The following is an 18,084-nucleotide window of genomic DNA, read 5'->3' on the forward strand; positions in this document are numbered from 1 at the left end:
TTAAGCTGGCCAATCTTCCATTGTATTAATATTTTCAAACGCACTTTTATATTTTGAAAAATTCACCGTAATTGGTTTGATACCTTCGAGCCACTCACTGGTACGCCTTCGACCCGATAGTAAATACATCATCAAACTTTCTTTGTATTTTTTATGCAGTAATAGATGCAAATGCTGCTGGCGCTCACCATCAAATGCAACACACGCAAACGACAACTGATCGCTGGCATGCTGCGCCATAACGTGTAAATAGTTTTCAGGGATATTTGGCGTATCGCAAGGGCTAAATAATAACCAGTCATTTTTTGCTTCTTCCATGGCGCTTAGCATACCGAGCAAAGGCCCTGCATGGGGCTCAATATCGCCGTATTTATGATCAGCAAACGTATCAAAACCTAAAGACTGGTATTGGGCCTGGTGTTGATTGCAGTTTAACAGCAGCTCCTGGGCACCATCGAAACCTCCGGCGACACACGACACCATTGGCTGACCATCATACGCCATCAAACCCTTGTCTTGCCCCATGCGGCGACTCAGACCACCACATAAAATAATGCCGCTCACTTTAAGCATTGGCTTTCTCAATTTAATATTGGGTTTTGCTATTTTCCCACAGCTTCCACCTGTAAGGTATCACTTCATTGGTAATATCATGCCTTGAGCCGTATCTTGACAGACATTGCCAATACGCGTTTAATGCCTCCAAATTCAGCGAACAAGTGTTTACCTAAAATATGTTCAAACGTCACCTAAGAGAACCATTTTCTGGTCTCAGCCATTTATTCGGCGCGCTAATGGCCTTAGTCGGCCTAACTTATATGCTGACAAATTTACCTGAATTAAACTGGGGGCTGTATCTTGCCAGCTATATCGTATTTGGTTTAAGCATGTTTATGATGTTTGCCTCAAGTGCGGTTTATCACTTAATGGATATAAGTGAAGCCGGTGTTCGTGCACTTAAGCGAATTGATCATATGGCGATCTATGTCATGATAGCTGGATCATATACGCCCTATTGCTTAATTGGCTTGGAGGATTCTCAAGCTTGGATCATGTTTGGGATCATTTGGGGAATCGCATTTGTCGGCATACTCAAGAAAATATTTTGGCTACATGCTCCGCGCTGGTTTAGCACGTTACTGTATTTGGCAATGGGTTGGATAAGCTTATTTGTGTATGAGCCTTTAAGTGAATCGCTTTCAGCTGGCGCAATAAACTGGCTAGTAGCAGGTGGTATTAGTTACAGCGTAGGCGCCGTGGTATACGCCACTAAATGGCCGAACCTACATACACAGTTTAATTTTCACGACCTGTGGCATATTTTTGTATTAGCAGGCGCTGCATGCCATTTTGTGAGTATTGGCGTGTACTTATAAAGGTAAAGACGTTGCCCTTTTGCATGACAAAAGCGCAACGTTTATCGATAAGGACTAATCTTGTTTTGCTGAGATTTCTGTCAGTGCTTGCACAAAACTCTCAACTGGCTGGCCACCGCTGATCAAATATTCGTTGTTAATAATAAAAGCCGGAACGGAATTAATGCCCATGGATTTGTATTTATTCTCTTCGTCTTTTACTTTTTCTTTTAATGCTTCATCCGCCAGCGCTGTTTCAACAGCCTCTTTTTCCAGGCCAATTGACTGTGCTACTTGAATCAATACGGCTTGATCACTGACATTTAAACCGTTATTAAAATATGCATCAAATAACGCTAATTTCAATTGAGTTTGCTTATCTTGCGTTTCAGCAAAATCCAGCAAAACATGACAATCAAGTGTGTTAAAAATACGAGACCGCTGATCAAAATTAAATGTGACCCCTGCTTTTTGGCCAACATCAACTAAACGTTGCTGGTTTTCTTTTAGCTGAGCCTCACCTAAACCATATTTTTCACTCAGGTGCTCATCAATTGCTTGACCTGCTGGTGCCATATAAGGGTTTAACTGAAATGGGTGCCATTGAATATTGGCATTTATATCACTAGAAAGACGCTCTAGTGCTCTAGACAAGTTTGCATAACCCACGGCACACCATGGGCAAACCACATCACTGACAATATCAATTCTTAGTGTTTTCATAACAGGCTCCATACACACTCAATGGACACTATTGAACGCCAATCTCACCCGTTTCACTAGGGCTGACTAAGCAACAATGAATCTCATCGACGTTACTCTAAATCTAACCGATACACTTCATTTAATTGTGCAGCTTCATTAATAGTAACATTAAGATTATTTACCTTACCGTCACTCAGACCGTACACCCAGCCATGTACGGACAGCTCCTGACCATTAGCCCAAGCATCTTGTACAATAGAGGTATGGCTTAGATTATAGACTTGCCGAACGACGTTCAGCTCACACAATAAATCAACTTTTTCTTCTTCTGACTGAAGGCCTTTAAACAGGCTACGTTTCTGATGGTATAGGTCACGAATTTCTAATAACCAATTATCAATTAACCCTAATTTTTGGTTATTCATCGCAGCTCTTCACACCACCACAGCCATAATGCCCAACCACTATCACATGGCGCACCTTTAATACTTCAACCGCATACTGAAGAACCGATAGTAAGTTCATATCGGTATGCACGACCATGTTGGCCACATTTCGGTGTACAAATAACTCACCAGGCATTAATCCAACAATTTCATTGGCTGGTACGCGGGAATCACTGCAGCCAATCCATAAATAATCGGGTGCTTGCTGCTTAGCAAGTGTTGGAAAAAAATCTGGGTCCTTTTCACTAATTATCTCTGACCAAATGCGATTATTTTCGATTAAATTTTGTAAGGATTTAGTTTCTTTTGCCACAAATGCCTCCGCATCACATTCCGCATACATATTTTAACGATGCTGTTACATCATTTATTTTTTTTATGACAAACAGGGCAATTCTTGTTTTTACTAACAGAAAATGTCCGCATTGATAAATCCAACCCGTCAAAGTTGATTAATTTACCAATGGATGAGGCTCCGATCTTTGAAATTAATTTCACGGCCTCTAATGCCTGCATAACACCCATCAACCCGACCACGGGTGACAGTATACCTGACTGGCTACAGGTATCTTGTTGTTCTGATAAATCAGGGTAAACACATTGATAACAGGGTGATGATGCATTATTCGTATCCACCACCATAAGCTGCCCTTCAAATCGAATGGCCGCTGCACTTACTAAGGGCGTTTGAGTTTCAACGCAGAATTGGTTGTGCCGCATACGCGAGGTACTGTTATCGGTACAATCAACCACCACATCAACACGCTTGATTAAATCAAGTAGCTCAGGGTTATCCAATAAATGATCAATGGCTTCAATGGCAATAGACGAGTTTAATTGTTCTAGCTGCTGCTTAGCAGACTGCGCTTTGTTCATATTAAGCGTGTTTTCGTTATGCACTACTTGCCGGTGAAGATTCGATAACTCGACGCTATCAGGGTCTAACAAGGTTAATCGACCAATACCAGAGCCTGCTAAATACTGAGATGCACTAGCACCTAAGCCTCCTAGCCCTAATATTAAAACATGGCTATTTAATAAAGCTTGCTGACCATCATAATCTAATTGAGGCAATAAAAGATGACGACTATAACGTTCCAATTCATGGTCATTCATAATGCGATGACTCCAACCTAAATACATAAAAAACTGATCATTAGCACTTTAACATTTTTCACCTTGGCCGATAGCTAATACATGAAATCTATTTGTCTGATCATATTAATCACACTGGCAGGTTGCGGTGGTGGTGGCGGAGGCGGTGGTGGCACAATTACCACTACGCTAAATGTACCGACGCTGCCGACTCCACCTGTCTCACGCTTAGTATTACCGACCGATTATGTCGGTTTTTTCATTGGTATCGTTCCTCTTGGTACTAACAAGCAATTAGCCACCAGCCAGCAGTTTACACAGCAGCTTTACGCACTTGATGCTGATAACGTCATCACTCCCATTACGTTTTTAGACACAGCCGCTCTTGAATTAGATTTAACTGGCAATTTAAGCTTTGCCTCAGAAGAAAACATCGTTCCTTTAGACATCATGGTGATGAATCCAGACTACATTATGCTGACACTGTTTCATCGTAACTTTGATACAGACACCACTAATGACTACTTCAATCTACTCGTGGATTTAAGATCTGGCACCGTCGTCAGCGCCCCCACGGGCCTCAATGAACAAGGTAACAGCGGCCGCAGCTCCTTGACCCAATTGGGGCGAGATTATTTTCCACCCGATAGCCGCTGGAACGACACCAATGATTTATACGTCATCAGCATTGATTACGAAGCACTTGATATGATGGAAGAAGTTGATCACCAAGAGATAATTGATCATCACACTGGCGTGCCTTGCCCCACCAATGAGACTGAAGATGACACTACAGATGAAACCGACGATACAACAGATGAAACCGACGATACCGTCGCCGACCCAGAGACACCAGAAACCGATACCACAGAAGAAACAACCGATACTACAGACGAAGAAGCGCCCACTTGTACGGGCCCAGTAGGTGCTACCGTAACACCGACTGCTCCGACTCCGGCAACGGATGACACAACACCGGACACTGCGGCGGCCGCCTTTGTATCAGGGTCATTTACTCAAGCCCTTACCACAACAGAAACAACGGCACCCACACCAACCAACATTTATAAAATGAGCTTAGGGGCAGCCAATCAATACAGCTTAGAACAAGTAAGCTTAGAAGATGATCGCCCTGGTCTTGGGCAGTTTGTGGTGAGCCGTTCAGGCGTAATGATTTATCGAAACCTCGACGGGGGAGACAACAGCTATCGAGTGTTACTAGAAGACTGCGAAGAGGTAACTGGCCGTTTAAGCACAGTACTACTTGCCCCCTACTCCAGCTTAATCGTGGCAGATGATGATGCAGGTAATAGCAGTATTTTTGAAGTCACCGAACGAGGCTTCAATAAGCTCATATTTAGCTGTAATGGCAATGTCACTCGTCAGTCATTTAGTGGCTACACCACCCAAATCAACAGTCTACGTTTACCTTATAACAGCCAAAGTATTGCCTCGTATGACTATAGTTTTCCTTATTTTGTTAACTCGAGTTGCCAAGGGGGTCGTGCATTTCCAAGACAAGAGCCCGAAATTGAAATTCTTAACCCCATGCCGTCTATTCCGGGTCTACCTAATAGTGATGTTAGAGGCTTACGTAAAAGCCAAATGTTCAACAATACTCTGTATTGCATTGGCTATGATGCTGGTTTAAACCTATCTATTGCCCAGCTGGATACGGGCAATGCAACCAGTAACTATGAGTTTTTAACCATAGACTTTGGATTATGGCTACCTGATTTCGACACCATACATATGCTTTCTGACAATCATGTCGTCTTCACTGGCACCTCACGTATCAGCACCGAAGTCAAAACCATCATGCTCAATGCGGATGGTGAAGAATTCGACCTAACAGACACAGTGGTCGGGTTAAAAGTTGCACAACAAATTGAAGTCATCACACCAACTGGTACGACATATAGCTCAAATTTGGTGGAAGAATAGACAGCTCTGACCTTACGGAGCATCAACTAAAACTAAATCTTCACACTGACTCCCTATCAACCTTGCAGCTGTACCTTATAAGAAAACAAAGTGATAACATGTGGGTAATTTTTTTATTTGCAGTAATATCATGCTTAATTCCGATAGCTTAGCTCAGCTCAAAGCGCTGAAATCCGATATTCAGACTCAACAAGAAACCAAATTAAAGCAAGGCACCGTTCGTGGAAGCCAAGGCCGATTTGGATTTGTTGTCACTGATGAGGGTGAATCCTTCTTTTTAGCCCCAGATGAAATGGCAAAAGTGTTCCCAGGTGACGTTATCCAGTTCACCGAGACCACGGATGACAAAGACAAAGTCCAAGCCGTACCAGAAAAACTCATCAGTACAGAATTCAAACACTGCACTGGTCGTTTTCAAAAACGTGGTAAAGCCCAATTTGTTCAACCTGACAGCCATGGCAATACTCACTGGTTATACATTCCACCAGATGCCTGTGAAGGTATTGCCGACAACGAATGGGTCAAATGCGAAGTCACTCGCCACCCATTTAATAGCGGCAAGCCACAAGGCAAAGTCATTGAAAAAATTGGTCAGTTAAGCGACTCTGGGTTCGAACGCCAATACGCCATTGAGAAGTTCAAACTTAGCCACGAATGGCCAGAGACCACATTCTCAGAGCTTGCCTTGCTAGCTGAAGAAAGTATCGATGCCATGGCAGCAGGCCGTGAAGACTTAACACACATTCCATATGTCACCATCGATAGCGAGCATACTCGTGACATGGATGACGCATTATTTGCACAAGCCAATAATAATGGCTGGCTATTAAGTGTTGCGATTGCCGACCCAAGTAGTTGGTTTGGTATGAACACCAACCTTGATCAAGAAGCGGCACGCCGTTGTAACTCGTTGTATTTTCCTGGTCGCAGCTTACCTATGCTGCCACAAGAACTCTCAAACGGCTTATGTTCTTTATTAGAAAATAAAAACCGCTTAGCCCTAGTGTGTGACATTCAATTAGATAAACAAGGTGCGGTAACCAGCTTTGAGTTTAAAGAAGCATTAGTTCGTTCACAGGGTAAATTAAGCTACCTTCAGGTAACCCAGTTCATCGATGGCGACCAATCTGTTGTTGCACCGTCATTAAGCGAACACCTTACCCAGCTACACCAAGCAACAACTGCATTAAACCAATACCGCCAAGAACATAATTTAATTATGGAAGATCGCCCCGACTACTATTTAACAGTAGGCGACAATGGCAAGTTACAAACCATCTACAAAGCCGACCGTAACAGTGCCCAAAAATTAGTTGAAGAGGCCATGCTGGTCGCTAACATCTGTTGCGCGCGTCACTTACAAACATTAAACACAGGTATTTTCATCCACCATCCCGGTTTTCGTACCGAGCGTATTGGTGATATCAAAACCATTATCGAACAACACGGTATTGCGTTTGAAGGTGACTTCACCACTGCCGAAGGCTATAAAGCCTTCATTAAAGCCGTTGAAGCAAAAGCACCTGAGTTACCGATTAAAAGCATCTTAAGTCGCTTTTTGACACGCAGTGAATTCAAACAAGAAGCGGGACCGCATACCGGAATGGGATTTGATAGCTACACCACATTTACCTCGCCTATTCGTAAATACAATGACCTATTAATTCATCGTGTTATTAAAAGTCACCTTAATAAACAGAAAGCACCTGAAATAAACGATGCAATGATTGAGCGCTTACAACAAGGCTTAATCTCAGGTCGTCAGGCCGTTAGCTTGGCTGAAAACTGGTTGAAACTACAATTTCTTGAAAACTTACCGCAAAAAGAATTTGCCGGTAAAATTGTGCAAACCAATATTGGTGGTTGTACCGTTCAATTAGTTGATTTTGGCATTGATGGGTTTGTCGACCTGCGTAAAAGCAAGAAACGCTTAAACTTTGATAAAGTCTATTTGCGTCATAGTAACGATGACACAAGCTATCAGTTAGACCAAGAAGTGACTGTGACCATTAAAAACTTAGATCTCCAAGGGCGTAAATTGGATTTATCGTTTGTATAAATTCACATTACGCAAAAAAATATGAGGATGTAAGCCATTCTGTGTAACCGCCAGTTTTAAATGTAATCTTTCAAACGGTCTTCGAACATGATCATAAATCGGTTCAAGGCCGTTTTCCAGTTTCTTATCGGCATAGTCCACTTTTCCGAAGCTTGTCGTACCGCAAGGTAAACCACTTTTTTAGCCGACTCTTCTGTTGGAAATACTTTTCGTTTTTTCGTCGCTTTTCGAATAACGCTGTTCAGAGATTCAATGGCATTGGTTGTGTAAATGGCTTTTCTGATATCAGCAGGATAGTTAAAAAGCGTATTTAAATTCTCCCAGTGATTACGCCAAGATCGGCTGATTTGTGGATATTGACCATCCCACTTCTCACTAAAATCAGACAGTGATTGCAAGGCACTTTCCTCAGTCGCGGCCTGGTAAATTTTCTTTAAATCAGCGGTGACGGCTTTGTAATCTTTCCAAGGAACGTACTTCACTGAGTTACGCACCATGTGCACGATGCACAGCTGAATTTGCGTTTCTGGATAGACGGCATTGATAGCATCTGGAAAGCCCTTCAGGCCATCCACGCAAGCAATGAGAATGTCTTTCACACCACGATTCTGCAGCTCAGTCAGAACATTTAGCCAGAACTTAGCCCCTTCGTTTTCAGATAGCCACATGCCCAATAACTCCTTGTGGCCTTCCATGTTGACGCCTAAGGCAAGGTAAACTGATTTATTGATCACCTGTTTGTCCTGACGAATTTTAAGCACGATGCAATCAAGATAAACAATGGGATACACCGCATCTAATTCACGAGATTGCCATTCAATCACTTCTTCAATGACCGCATCAGTGACTTTTGAAATTAGGCTTGGAGAGGCATCTGCGTTATACAGTTCTTTAAACGTTTTAACGATTTCTCGTGTGGTCATGCCTTGGGCGTATAAAAATAAAATTTTATCGTCCATCGAGGTAAACCGAGTCTGATTTTTCTTTACTAATTTAGGATTAAAAGAGCCTTCGCGATCCCTAGGGGTATCTAGTTGAAACTGGCCATCTTCGGTGCGTAAAGTTTTACTGGTGGTGCCATTGCGGCTATTGGAGTTAGAGGATTCTTCATTCCGTTCATAACCAAGGTGCTCATCAAGCTCAGTATTTAAAGCCCGCTCAACTGTCACTTTAGTGAGCATCTGACGAAATTCATTAAGGTCTTGTTCTGTTTTAATACCCTTTGCCGCTTCGCGGGCAAAGGCTTCTAGTGCTTCTTTGTTCATTGCTGCCTATCCTTAGCCATTTCTGGCTTTGATGATAAGCAGTTACACAGATTTATCTACAGCCTCAAAAATATTGAGCCTTATTATCTCATATTTTCAACATCTAAAAGCGAGGCGTGTTTAGACTTCGCTTTTAGATGGGCTTATTAAATGTACCTTTACAGATCTGGTTATCATAATAGGATTTGAATTAAAAAACGTTAATCGTTTGGAGGCATGGTAATACATATACTTTAAATAACATGAAGCATATAAAAACAGCTTAACCATTTAAATCATTAACACATTAAAAAAGGCGAACTATGATTTTTCATAGCTCGCCTTTTTTAAATAGAACAAAACGAATTCGTTTATATTACACCGCAATACAAACTCCCATTCACCTTTTCACTTGCATTATGCTTCTATTATAACGTTCGCATGTTCACTTGTAGGCGACAGGTTTTTCGACGAGTATCTAGCACGTTGTACGTCAATAATTCGTCAAAAAATTCGCTTTTCGAACGACCTTTGTTATAAAAGCTGACAATCGCATTATCATATAAAGGATGACGCATAACATAGCCATGATCAAAACCATATTTCGTTTGCTTAAGCTGCCTTAATTGATTCAAGCCAATGGTATTCATGCTCAATACTGCATTATTGGTTAATGCCTTTTTATACAGCGCAAAGACTTTATCAAATTCTACTTCACGCTCTGGTTCACCAGATGCATGCTGAAAAACATCATCTAGTACCCAATCAAATTTCTCATTCATATCAGCTAACACTTCATATGCGTCACCATGAATCACTCTGACATCTTTTGGTATTTTAAAAAACCGCTTAGCCATTTTAATATGCAACGCTTCACGCTCAACACAGGTGATTTTACACAGCGGGAAAAAATACCGAATTAAATGTACAACAGTGCCACCACCCAACCCCAACACTAAAACATGACGCGGAGGCTCACTTAAGAAAAACCCGGGTAACACTAATAAATCCCAGATCGCACCGGATATTGGGTGCAGCGGATTATACTGGCTATGCAATACGCCATTACTGTACAAACGCACGCTCGAACCGGCACTGCGCACTTCATAAGAGTCTTGGCCTTGTTGCTTGCTATAAATCACAGCCATGTTTGTGTCTTATACCTCGGCCGTTTTAGCCAGTTTCTCAGCCACTTTTGCCGCGGCAACAAAGCCAAAGCTGGCCGTCACCATAGTGGCTGCACCGAAGCCGCCAGAGCAGTCCATTTTAACCGGGCCATCCGTAAAGCTTTTTTGCATGCAAACAGTACCGTCTGATTGCGGATACTTTAGCTGCTCGATGGAATACACGCAGTGAATCGAGTAATTACGCTTAGGGTTGCGAGAATAACCGTATTCACGACGTAAAATACTGCGTACTTTTTTGGCTAAAGGGTCGTTATGGGTTTTGTTTAAATCACCAACTGTAATCTGGCTTGGGTCTGTCTGGCCTCCTGCGGCACCTGTCATGATCAAAGGTACTTTATTGCGACGGCACCACACTGCAAGGGCGGCTTTTACTTTGGGTGAATCAATCGCATCAACAATGTAATCCATTCCGGTTAAGTATTGGCTCATGTTTGCAGGCGTTAAAAAATCCATAATGGGGTTAACTATAAGCTCAGGGTTAATGTCCACTAAACGCGCGGCCGTTGCATCGGTCTTAAGCTGTCCCACGGTGGATTTAAGCGTATGCAGCTGACGGTTGGTGTTGCTGATACATATGTCGTCCATATCAATTAAGTGTATTTCTCCAAACCCTGTACGCGCCAACGCTTCGGCTGCCCACGAGCCAACGCCACCCACACCAATTACCGCTATTTTACTGCGTTGAAACACTTCAAGAGCCGGTAACCCATACAAACGGGCAATACCAGCAAAACGATCTTCATAACTCACATTTTCGACCCATATTCAGCAAGGACGGCATTATATCAGCCAAACCTCAAAGCCAAAGAGTTTGCGTAAAATCTCTTCATTTATTTAATGGCACTTACAGACTAAGCCTCTTTTTAATAACATTCGGTTACTAATAGATAACACTACGTAACATTTAATCTTTAGAAAGTGTGGATAATGGCCAGCCCGTTGAATTTCAGTGCCTTGAACCATTTTATTATTGCGAACAACTGTTCATTCTTTAATATGTCACGTTCGATCCTGAGCATAACAACAATAACCCACTACATAAGCCGTAATCGTGGCAGGTATGACCGAAAAGCAACATATGAACATTTATTCAAATACAGATTGTCATTTATCTGTATTAGGTGACCAGCCCTACCCCGCATTTGAATTACGCAATATTGTTCATTATTTGAGCAGTAATGAGCCGTTGTTTAGTCTCGACCTGTTGAAACACATTGGTTTAACTATGCAGGATTTAGAAGAGCCTAGCGTCCCGACATACAAAGTATTGGCCGCCATGAAATTTTGCGCACAGCGCTTTGGCCCAATTCTAGGCACTCGCATTGGCTCAACCTACCAAGTACAAGATTTAGGTGTCTTAGGTTATGCCATTGCTTCAAGCCAATGCTTAGAGCAAGCGATTGAGCTTGAAAACAAATATTACCCCCTACTAGGTAATATATTAAAGCGGGGCCGAACCACAAAAGACAAGCTCATGTGTGACACCATGTACAATGTACAAAACATTGACGATGCGACATTTTTATTTTTTGTCGCCCTGGGTAATTCATCACGCATGCAAATTGCTCGCACTATTTTTGGTGATGATTTAGCGTATCACAGTATGTCGTTCACCTTTGATGATGAAATCAATCGTGCAGAGTACGAAGCTATCTATGGCTGCCCGATTGACTTTAATGCCAAGCAAAATAGCTGGACACTGGAACGTTCACAGTTTTTACGAGAACGAACACAACAACACCACACAAATTTAAATGACTATTTGCCTTACTGTAATGAACTGATTGCTAGCCTTAAACAAGACAGTTCATTGGTAAATGAAATTCAACAAATTTTAATTAGCTGTGTAGGGGATTACCCCGATATCGATATGCTCGCGAGTGCCTTTAACGTCAGTGCCCGTACCTTACGTCGTCAATTGGCCAATTTTGGCACTTCTTATCAAAAGATTTTAAATAAGGTCCGATGCCAGTTATCGATTGAATACCTAACCAACACCAATATTCCTATCGATACTATTTCAAATTTAATTGGTTTTAGTGATGTTACCAATTTTCGCCATGCATTTAAAAAATGGATCGGGCAAACTCCCAGCTACTATCGTAAAGCCTATCAACAAAAATCGTTTTCATTAAACGTGTGACATTTGGCCACGCGGCCAAATATCACCTGCCTTAATTGCGCCAGCCTTATTACCCTGTCATTACGACGAAATCGTAAAAATAGAGGGTAATAATGAAAATAATAAACCAACTCAAATTAGCCACTGCGATTGCAGCGAGCATAACTCTTATAGGTTGTGGCAGTAGCAGCAGTAGTGATAAAACCACACCGAAAGTTGACGGGCCATTTGCTCGCACCATGTCAATGGCAGCAAGTAAAACACAAGCCGTTGTTGATTTAACTGCAATCAAAAACTCAACCTGTTTCAATGCCGATGAATGCAGCGCATCGGGCTACACGTTCCCTCAAAATGCCACCGTTGTTCCTGGTAATAGTGGTGATGACATCACTAATGTATTGCTAGCGACCATAAACGATGCTGGTGTAAATGATGTCATTGTTCTGCCTAAAGGTACGTTCATCGTGACGAAACCCATCGCCATTAGTGCGTCACAAAATGGCTTAACACTTGTGGGTCATGGTATTGACCAGACAAAATTAGATTTTATTGATTCAACCGCAGATGACGGCATAAAAGTCAGCGGTGCCAATGACATTGTATTGCGTGATTTCTCTGTATATGAAGCGGCTAAAAATGGCATTAAAGTGGACCAAGCAAACGGTGTTCATTTTAACTACGTAGCAACCATTTGGGAGAACACATTAACATCTGAAGCCGAAAAGGAAGGCCTAAACGGCATCTATGGCTTATACCCTGTCGGTTCTCAAAATGTTTTAGTGGAATACAGTTACTCTAAAGGCTCTTCTGACGCCGGTATTTATGTTGGGCAATCAGAAAACATTGTCGTGCGTCATAATGTGGCTGAACACAACGTGGCGGGGATTGAAATTGAAAACTCTGCAAATGCTGACGTTTATGACAATGTAGCGTTTGATAATACAGGTGGCCTTTTAATATTTGATCTAGATGGTTTAGATAAAGCCTTTGGCAGTAACATCCGTCTATTTAAAAATCATAGTTATTCTAATAATTTAGTAAATGCGGGTTCTGGCTTCGTCGGTTATGTGCCTCAAGGAACGGGGGCATTAGTATTGGCATCTGACGGGGTTGAGATTTTTAATAATCAGTTTGATGATAATAACGGTCAAGCCATTGCACTCACCAGTTACTTCTTAATTGATGAAGATGTTGCAAACTATGGCACAAAATACGCTCAAACGCTGACAAATGGTTGGACCCCTATTACCAACAATATTTATATTCACAATAATAACTATAAAAATAACGCATCAGATCCAGATCAAAACCCAGACAGCTCTTTGTTAGCCAAAGTTTCGATCGGTTATTTACAAGGACAAAACTTTTCAGGTGCCGCCGTTGATCACCCAGCTGTCATATACGATGGCATCGGTGAATTGCTGACCAATGCTAATTTGTTAGCTCCAATGGGGATTAATCCTGGCGTCTATAATAATACGATGTGCATCGAAGGCAGTGTCAATCAAAACGATAACGGTGCTAAGTTAAACATTGGTTATGTTTATGGCACCAACCCAGCAGAGACACACCCTACTGCTGGCACCCCGCTTAACTTTAAAGAGTCGGTAGAAGGCTCTGGCACTTACGATACGCCAAACGCTACGCTTCGAGTTGGGCAGATTGACTCTAATACCAATACTCTTATGACCTGTAACGCTTCACCAGCTCGCTTAGATGCATCGGTTGTCACCATTAATGGTACAAAATACGGTTGCGGCACTGGCGGCGACGACGCGGGTTCTGCGACGTGTAACCTTTAACCTTTCAAACTGAGAAAGCTCATCTGAGTTTTCTCAGTCACTTGTTCACCCAAATAATATTTATACCTGTAAATGGATAAAAGGTCGTAACCATGAAACCTTTGAGTCACCTTAAACCTATAGCATGGTCGTCAGTTATTGTTGTAAGTTCTCTGTTAAGTGCTTGCGGCTCAGGATCTGGCGACGACAGCGATGCGTGGGATATTAAATTCCAAGAAGTCACGGTAACCGGACAAAACCCAGCGGTATGTACCAGTGCCTCTAGCGACGTAAACTGGGATGCATTATTAGAAGCTAATTGTCAGAATCTTTCAGACTATAATTTATTTCTTAACCCAAGTGATCCAACCAGTAATGCACAAATTCCAGGCCTGCCTTATAAACTAAACACTCAGTTGTTTACTGATTATTCCAGCAAATATCGTTTTGTCTTTGTACCACCTAATACAAGTGCCACATACTCCGACCATGAAGTCATGAACTTTCCTGTTGGTAGCGTACTAGTAAAAACATTTAACATTCCAAAAGACACAGCTAATCGAGATGGTGCCGAGCACATTATTGAAACGCGTTTACTGATTCACCGCACCAATGGCTGGGAAGCTGTTCCCTATTATTGGTCAAGTGAAAACGACGCACAGTATTTAAGTTATGGCGCATCCATTGCTGCCAGTACGACCCATAAAGGGGAGAACTTAACGTTTAATTATGGTGTACCCACTAAAAATGAATGCACTAACTGCCATACTATTAGCCCTATTCGCCAAGGCCCTGATGATGATCGTGTTTCCATTTTCAAGCCTATTGGTCCAAAAGCACGTTTTTTAAATTGGGATTATGATTACGGCAGCGGTGAAATAAAGAATCAGTTAACTAAGTGGGAAGAGGCTGGCATCTTAACGGGAGCACCTACGGATAAAAACACAATCGATACCGCAGCCAATTTGGATGATAACGTCGAGATTGAAGCACTCAACTCCGAGGAATTAAATCTAGCTGCGCGCAGTTATTTAGATATTAATTGTGCACATTGTCACCGCTCTAACCTAACCCTTGAAGAAGTTAATTATTCAGGGCCAGCAGGTGATAGTGGGTTACGCTTAGAATTTAATCGTGACTTTGATCCAGACAAAAGATCATTTGGTGTGTGCAAAAAAGCAGTGGCATCGGGTGCTGATGGCTACCCATTAGATGTCATTCCTGGGCGTTCAGATAAATCTTTTCTGCCTTATCGCATGAATGTTACTGGCGGCAATATGATGCCAGAGTTAGGACGAGATACCATCCACACAGAAGGGGTTAAATTGGTTAAAGCATGGATTGATAACATGGACAAAGATGACTGTGGTTTAACATTCTAATCTAGAAAAAATATTATAAGCCAGTCATTAGGCTGGCTTATAATTTCACATATGAATACTTCGTCACTGCACACACCTAAAATCACCTATCACCTCCCCTTACTTTAGATGGTAAGCACTGATTACTGGCCTTTTCACACTTTTTCATCCATCATTTAGTCAAACTAAAGTTGATGGAAAGCCATGTTAGACCTTAACCAGATGTCAGTTTTTATTAAGGTAGTACAAGAAGGTAGCTTTACCGCCGCAGCGCGTAACCTAAACATGCCTAAATCTCGTGTCAGCCGAATGATTACCGACCTTGAAGACAAACTCAGTGTCAGATTATTAGAACGTACCACCCGTGAGGTTCGCCCCACTGATGTGGGTTTACAATATTACGAACAATACAAACCGTTATTTGAAGAGATCGTCGATATTCATGAGCGCATCTCTGATAAACAAAAAGACGCCAGTGGCCATCTTCGTATTACCGCACCCGTTGGTTTTGCCATTGATATAATGGGCCGTTGGATGGCTGGTTTTAAAAAAGCATACCCACTAATAGATATAGAATTAATATTTAATGATGGTGATGTTCACCTTATTAGAGATGGTTTTGATGTGGGATTTGCCATTGGTAAACAAGAAGACTCCAGTCTAATTGCTCGAAAAATCGATGACACTGACCCTGTCATTTGTGCAAGCCCTGCGTATATTGAGCAGTATGGTCCGTTCAATCATCCTGACCAACTTAATGATATACCTTGGGTAGAATTTGGTTCGCGTAATGGTTACAGCCACAGCAGTGTTTTTATTAACAACACAACCAATGAACGCCTTGAAGTTAAAAAGCACAGTTCGGTTGTGGTGAACCATCATGAAATACACAAACAGCATATGCTTGCTGGACAAGGTGTTGGAATTTCATCAACCTTTATGACGTATAAAGAAATAATAGACGGTAAGTTAGTGCCTATCTTACCCCAGTGGCAAATTGAACAAGAACCTCTTTTTTTGGTTTTCCCTAGTGGTAAACATCAACCTAAAAAAGTGCGCAGCTTTATCGACTTCTTCATTCAAGCCTCTAAAGAGTTGGAGTTACTGATGAATGAATGTGAAAATTGCAGCAATGCTGAGCAGCTGCTGAGTATTAAAAAATACATGGACAACCACTCAATATAAAAAAAGCCGCATAGCGGCTCAGACTGCTGACAAAGTCCTCGCCTTTTTAGGTGAGGATTTTTTATAATAGGGCCATGCTAAATGACCGCCCCCAAACACAGTCGCAACTTGAGTTCGTTTCCATTGACGAGCTTGTGCCTAATGACCATCTTCTGCGCAAGATTGAGCAGAAAGTGGATTTCAGTTTTATTCACGATTTAGTCAAAGACTTTTATAGCCCCAATAACGGCCGACCGGCGTTAGATCCCACTTTGATGTTCAAATTATTATTCATCGGCTATTTATTTGGCGTGCGCAGCGAGCGCCAATTAATCCGCGAGGTTCAGGTTAACGTGGCCTATCGGTGGTTTTTAGGTCTTGGGTTAACCGACAAGATTCCCGATGCCTCCACCTTAAGCCAAAACCGTATTCGACGGTTTAAAGAATCCGATGTCTATCAGCAGATTTTTGATGAAATCGTGCTGCAAGCCATGAAGAAGAAGCTGGTGGGCGGAACCACCCTTTATACCGACTCTACTCATTTGAAAGCCAACGCCAATAAAAACAAGCACATTAAAGTGCAAGCACAAGCTGAACGCCAAGCGTATATGGATGAGCTGGATAAAGCGGTTGAGCAAGACAGGCTAGATCACGGAAACAAAGCCCTTGGCGTCGCGGTCAGAGACGCCCAATAAATCGAGAGACATCAAACAAAGCACCACAGACAAAGACAGTGGCTACATGGTGCGTGATAACAAGCCAAAGGGGTTTTTCTATTTAGACCATCGCACAGTTGATGCACGCTGCAACATCATTACCGACGTACACGTCACAGCGGGTAATGTTCACGACAGTGTCCCGTATCTAGCAAGACTCGACAGACAGGTGCAACGTTTTGGATTTAATCTTCAGCATGTGGGTTTGGATGCTGGGTATTTTACCGCAGCGTTATGCAAAGGCATCGAAGATAGAAACCTTTATGGTGTCATGGGCTACAGACGACCCACGCATAAAAAAGGGTATTTCTACAAAAACCAATACGTTTACGATGAAACACAAGATCTCTACACCTGCCCACAAGGACAGAATGTTTTTTATCGCACCACCACTCGAGAAGGCTATCGCCAATATCATAGCGACGCAAACGCATGCCAACACTGCCCAGACTTAACGCGCTGTACCAAAAGTCAAAATCACACAAAAGTGATCACGCGGCATGTTTGGGAAGGCAGCAAGGATAGAATCAACGAACACCGCTTAACAGACAAAGGCAAACTACTTTACGCAAGGCGAAAGGAAACGGTGGAAAGAAGTTTTGCAGATGCCAAACAATTACACGGCTATCGCTACGCGCAATTTCGAGGCAAACACAAAGTGCAAATGCAGTGCTTAATGACGGCCGCTGCGCAAAATATGAAAAAGATCGCATTAATGGCAGCGTAAAGCGCTTTGCATTAAAAATGCCTGTCAGAAAAGCCTTATCAGGCCAAACTAAAGCTCGATAAGTGTGGGTGGAATATTAAATTGAGATATATGAGGTGAGAATAAATTGAGCAAGGAGGCGCTTAAATTGCCCTGAAATGAATAAACCCCAGTGAAAACACTGGGGTTTATCAGCAGT

At 42.2% G+C, this 18,084-nt stretch carries 14 protein-coding genes and 1 pseudogene; 8 read left to right on the top strand and 7 right to left on the bottom strand.

The genetic code is table 11. From position 1 onward, the window contains the following. Complete coding sequence (gene mobA, locus ACU6U9_RS21330; protein WP_446736969.1) at nucleotides 1-573, bottom strand: molybdenum cofactor guanylyltransferase; 573 nt, start codon at nucleotides 571-573, stop codon at nucleotides 1-3. A gap of 161 nt (nucleotides 574-734) precedes the next feature. Here mobA and trhA point away from each other — a divergent pair, with 161 nt between their 5' ends. Next, nucleotides 735-1,376, top strand: coding sequence for a PAQR family membrane homeostasis protein TrhA (gene trhA, locus ACU6U9_RS21335; RefSeq protein ID WP_446736970.1), 642 nt, complete (start codon nucleotides 735-737; stop codon nucleotides 1,374-1,376). Nucleotides 1,377-1,430: 54 nt separating this feature from the next. Here trhA and ACU6U9_RS21340 read toward each other — a convergent pair whose 3' ends face one another. The 3 genes and pseudogenes from ACU6U9_RS21340 to ACU6U9_RS21350 form a co-directional block, all read right to left on the bottom strand. Continuing rightward, nucleotides 1,431-2,078 carry a DsbA family oxidoreductase gene (locus ACU6U9_RS21340; RefSeq protein ID WP_446736971.1) on the bottom strand — a complete coding sequence of 216 codons (648 nt, stop codon included), beginning with the start codon at nucleotides 2,076-2,078 and terminating at the stop codon, nucleotides 1,431-1,433. Nucleotides 2,079-2,170: 92 nt separating this feature from the next. Continuing rightward, nucleotides 2,171-2,849, bottom strand: a pseudogene (gene can, locus ACU6U9_RS21345) (carbonate dehydratase). Nucleotides 2,850-2,869: 20 nt separating this feature from the next. Next, a complete protein-coding gene (locus ACU6U9_RS21350) occupies nucleotides 2,870-3,622 on the bottom strand; it encodes a HesA/MoeB/ThiF family protein (RefSeq protein WP_446736972.1) in 753 nt (250 codons plus the stop codon). Nucleotides 3,623-3,703: 81 nt separating this feature from the next. Between ACU6U9_RS21350 and ACU6U9_RS21355 the strand changes: the two genes are divergently transcribed. Together ACU6U9_RS21355 and ACU6U9_RS21360 are read left to right on the top strand one after the other, a co-directional pair. Continuing rightward, nucleotides 3,704-5,545 (top strand): hypothetical protein, encoded by a 1,842-nt coding sequence (locus tag ACU6U9_RS21355; protein ID WP_446736973.1) that lies wholly within the window; start codon nucleotides 3,704-3,706, stop codon nucleotides 5,543-5,545. A 130-nt stretch (nucleotides 5,546-5,675) separates the two neighbouring features. Continuing rightward, entirely contained in the window at nucleotides 5,676-7,604 is a 1,929-nt protein-coding gene (locus tag ACU6U9_RS21360; RefSeq protein WP_446736974.1) for a VacB/RNase II family 3'-5' exoribonuclease, read from the top strand. Between the two features lie 56 nt (nucleotides 7,605-7,660). Here the strand turns inward: ACU6U9_RS21360 and ACU6U9_RS21365 are convergent, their stop codons facing one another. The 3 genes from ACU6U9_RS21365 to tcdA form a co-directional block, all read right to left on the bottom strand. Continuing rightward, nucleotides 7,661-8,869 (bottom strand): IS256 family transposase, encoded by a 1,209-nt coding sequence (locus tag ACU6U9_RS21365; RefSeq protein WP_446733082.1) that lies wholly within the window; start codon nucleotides 8,867-8,869, stop codon nucleotides 7,661-7,663. Between the two features lie 407 nt (nucleotides 8,870-9,276). After that, the gene (locus tag ACU6U9_RS21370; RefSeq protein WP_446736975.1) at nucleotides 9,277-9,996 is read right to left on the bottom strand and encodes a spermidine synthase; all 720 of its coding nucleotides are present in this window, start codon (nucleotides 9,994-9,996) and stop codon (nucleotides 9,277-9,279) included. A 9-nt stretch (nucleotides 9,997-10,005) separates the two neighbouring features. Further along, nucleotides 10,006-10,785, bottom strand: coding sequence for a tRNA cyclic N6-threonylcarbamoyladenosine(37) synthase TcdA (tcdA, locus tag ACU6U9_RS21375; protein WP_446736976.1), 780 nt, complete (start codon nucleotides 10,783-10,785; stop codon nucleotides 10,006-10,008). A 310-nt stretch (nucleotides 10,786-11,095) separates the two neighbouring features. Between tcdA and ACU6U9_RS21380 the strand changes: the two genes are divergently transcribed. From ACU6U9_RS21380 to ACU6U9_RS21400, 5 genes are all read left to right on the top strand, one after another. After that, a complete protein-coding gene (locus ACU6U9_RS21380; RefSeq protein ID WP_446736977.1) occupies nucleotides 11,096-12,178 on the top strand; it encodes a helix-turn-helix domain-containing protein in 1,083 nt (360 codons plus the stop codon). Nucleotides 12,179-12,270: 92 nt separating this feature from the next. Further along, nucleotides 12,271-13,959 (top strand): parallel beta-helix domain-containing protein, encoded by a 1,689-nt coding sequence (locus ACU6U9_RS21385; protein ID WP_446736978.1) that lies wholly within the window; start codon nucleotides 12,271-12,273, stop codon nucleotides 13,957-13,959. A gap of 92 nt (nucleotides 13,960-14,051) precedes the next feature. Further along, the gene (locus ACU6U9_RS21390; RefSeq protein ID WP_446736979.1) at nucleotides 14,052-15,320 is read left to right on the top strand and encodes an SO2930 family diheme c-type cytochrome; all 1,269 of its coding nucleotides are present in this window, start codon (nucleotides 14,052-14,054) and stop codon (nucleotides 15,318-15,320) included. A gap of 183 nt (nucleotides 15,321-15,503) precedes the next feature. Then, the gene (locus ACU6U9_RS21395; protein WP_446736980.1) at nucleotides 15,504-16,484 is read left to right on the top strand and encodes a LysR family transcriptional regulator; all 981 of its coding nucleotides are present in this window, start codon (nucleotides 15,504-15,506) and stop codon (nucleotides 16,482-16,484) included. Between the two features lie 74 nt (nucleotides 16,485-16,558). Continuing rightward, nucleotides 16,559-17,906 (top strand): IS1182 family transposase gene (locus ACU6U9_RS21400; protein ID WP_446736981.1). Its coding sequence is split into 2 segments (ribosomal slippage): nucleotides 16,559-17,122 and nucleotides 17,124-17,906, totalling 1,347 coding nucleotides; the frame shifts between segments, so codons are not numbered across the junction. The last annotated feature ends 178 nt before the right edge of the window (nucleotides 17,907-18,084 follow it).

This window comes from Pseudomonas sp. HK3, assembly GCF_052920985.1.

Coding starts and splice junctions, on each gene's coding strand:
- mobA (WP_446736969.1), bottom strand. CDS start 573: ATGCTTAAAGTGAGCGGCATTATTTTATGTGGTGGTCTGAGTCGCCGC.
- trhA (WP_446736970.1), top strand. CDS start 735: ATGTTCAAACGTCACCTAAGAGAACCATTTTCTGGTCTCAGCCATTTA.
- ACU6U9_RS21340 (WP_446736971.1), bottom strand. CDS start 2,078: ATGAAAACACTAAGAATTGATATTGTCAGTGATGTGGTTTGCCCATGG.
- ACU6U9_RS21350 (WP_446736972.1), bottom strand. CDS start 3,622: ATGAATGACCATGAATTGGAACGTTATAGTCGTCATCTTTTATTGCCT.
- ACU6U9_RS21355 (WP_446736973.1), top strand. CDS start 3,704: ATGAAATCTATTTGTCTGATCATATTAATCACACTGGCAGGTTGCGGT.
- ACU6U9_RS21360 (WP_446736974.1), top strand. CDS start 5,676: ATGCTTAATTCCGATAGCTTAGCTCAGCTCAAAGCGCTGAAATCCGAT.
- ACU6U9_RS21365 (WP_446733082.1), bottom strand. CDS start 8,869: ATGAACAAAGAAGCACTAGAAGCCTTTGCCCGCGAAGCGGCAAAGGGT.
- ACU6U9_RS21370 (WP_446736975.1), bottom strand. CDS start 9,996: ATGGCTGTGATTTATAGCAAGCAACAAGGCCAAGACTCTTATGAAGTG.
- ACU6U9_RS21380 (WP_446736977.1), top strand. CDS start 11,096: ATGACCGAAAAGCAACATATGAACATTTATTCAAATACAGATTGTCAT.
- ACU6U9_RS21385 (WP_446736978.1), top strand. CDS start 12,271: ATGAAAATAATAAACCAACTCAAATTAGCCACTGCGATTGCAGCGAGC.
- ACU6U9_RS21390 (WP_446736979.1), top strand. CDS start 14,052: ATGAAACCTTTGAGTCACCTTAAACCTATAGCATGGTCGTCAGTTATT.
- ACU6U9_RS21395 (WP_446736980.1), top strand. CDS start 15,504: ATGTTAGACCTTAACCAGATGTCAGTTTTTATTAAGGTAGTACAAGAA.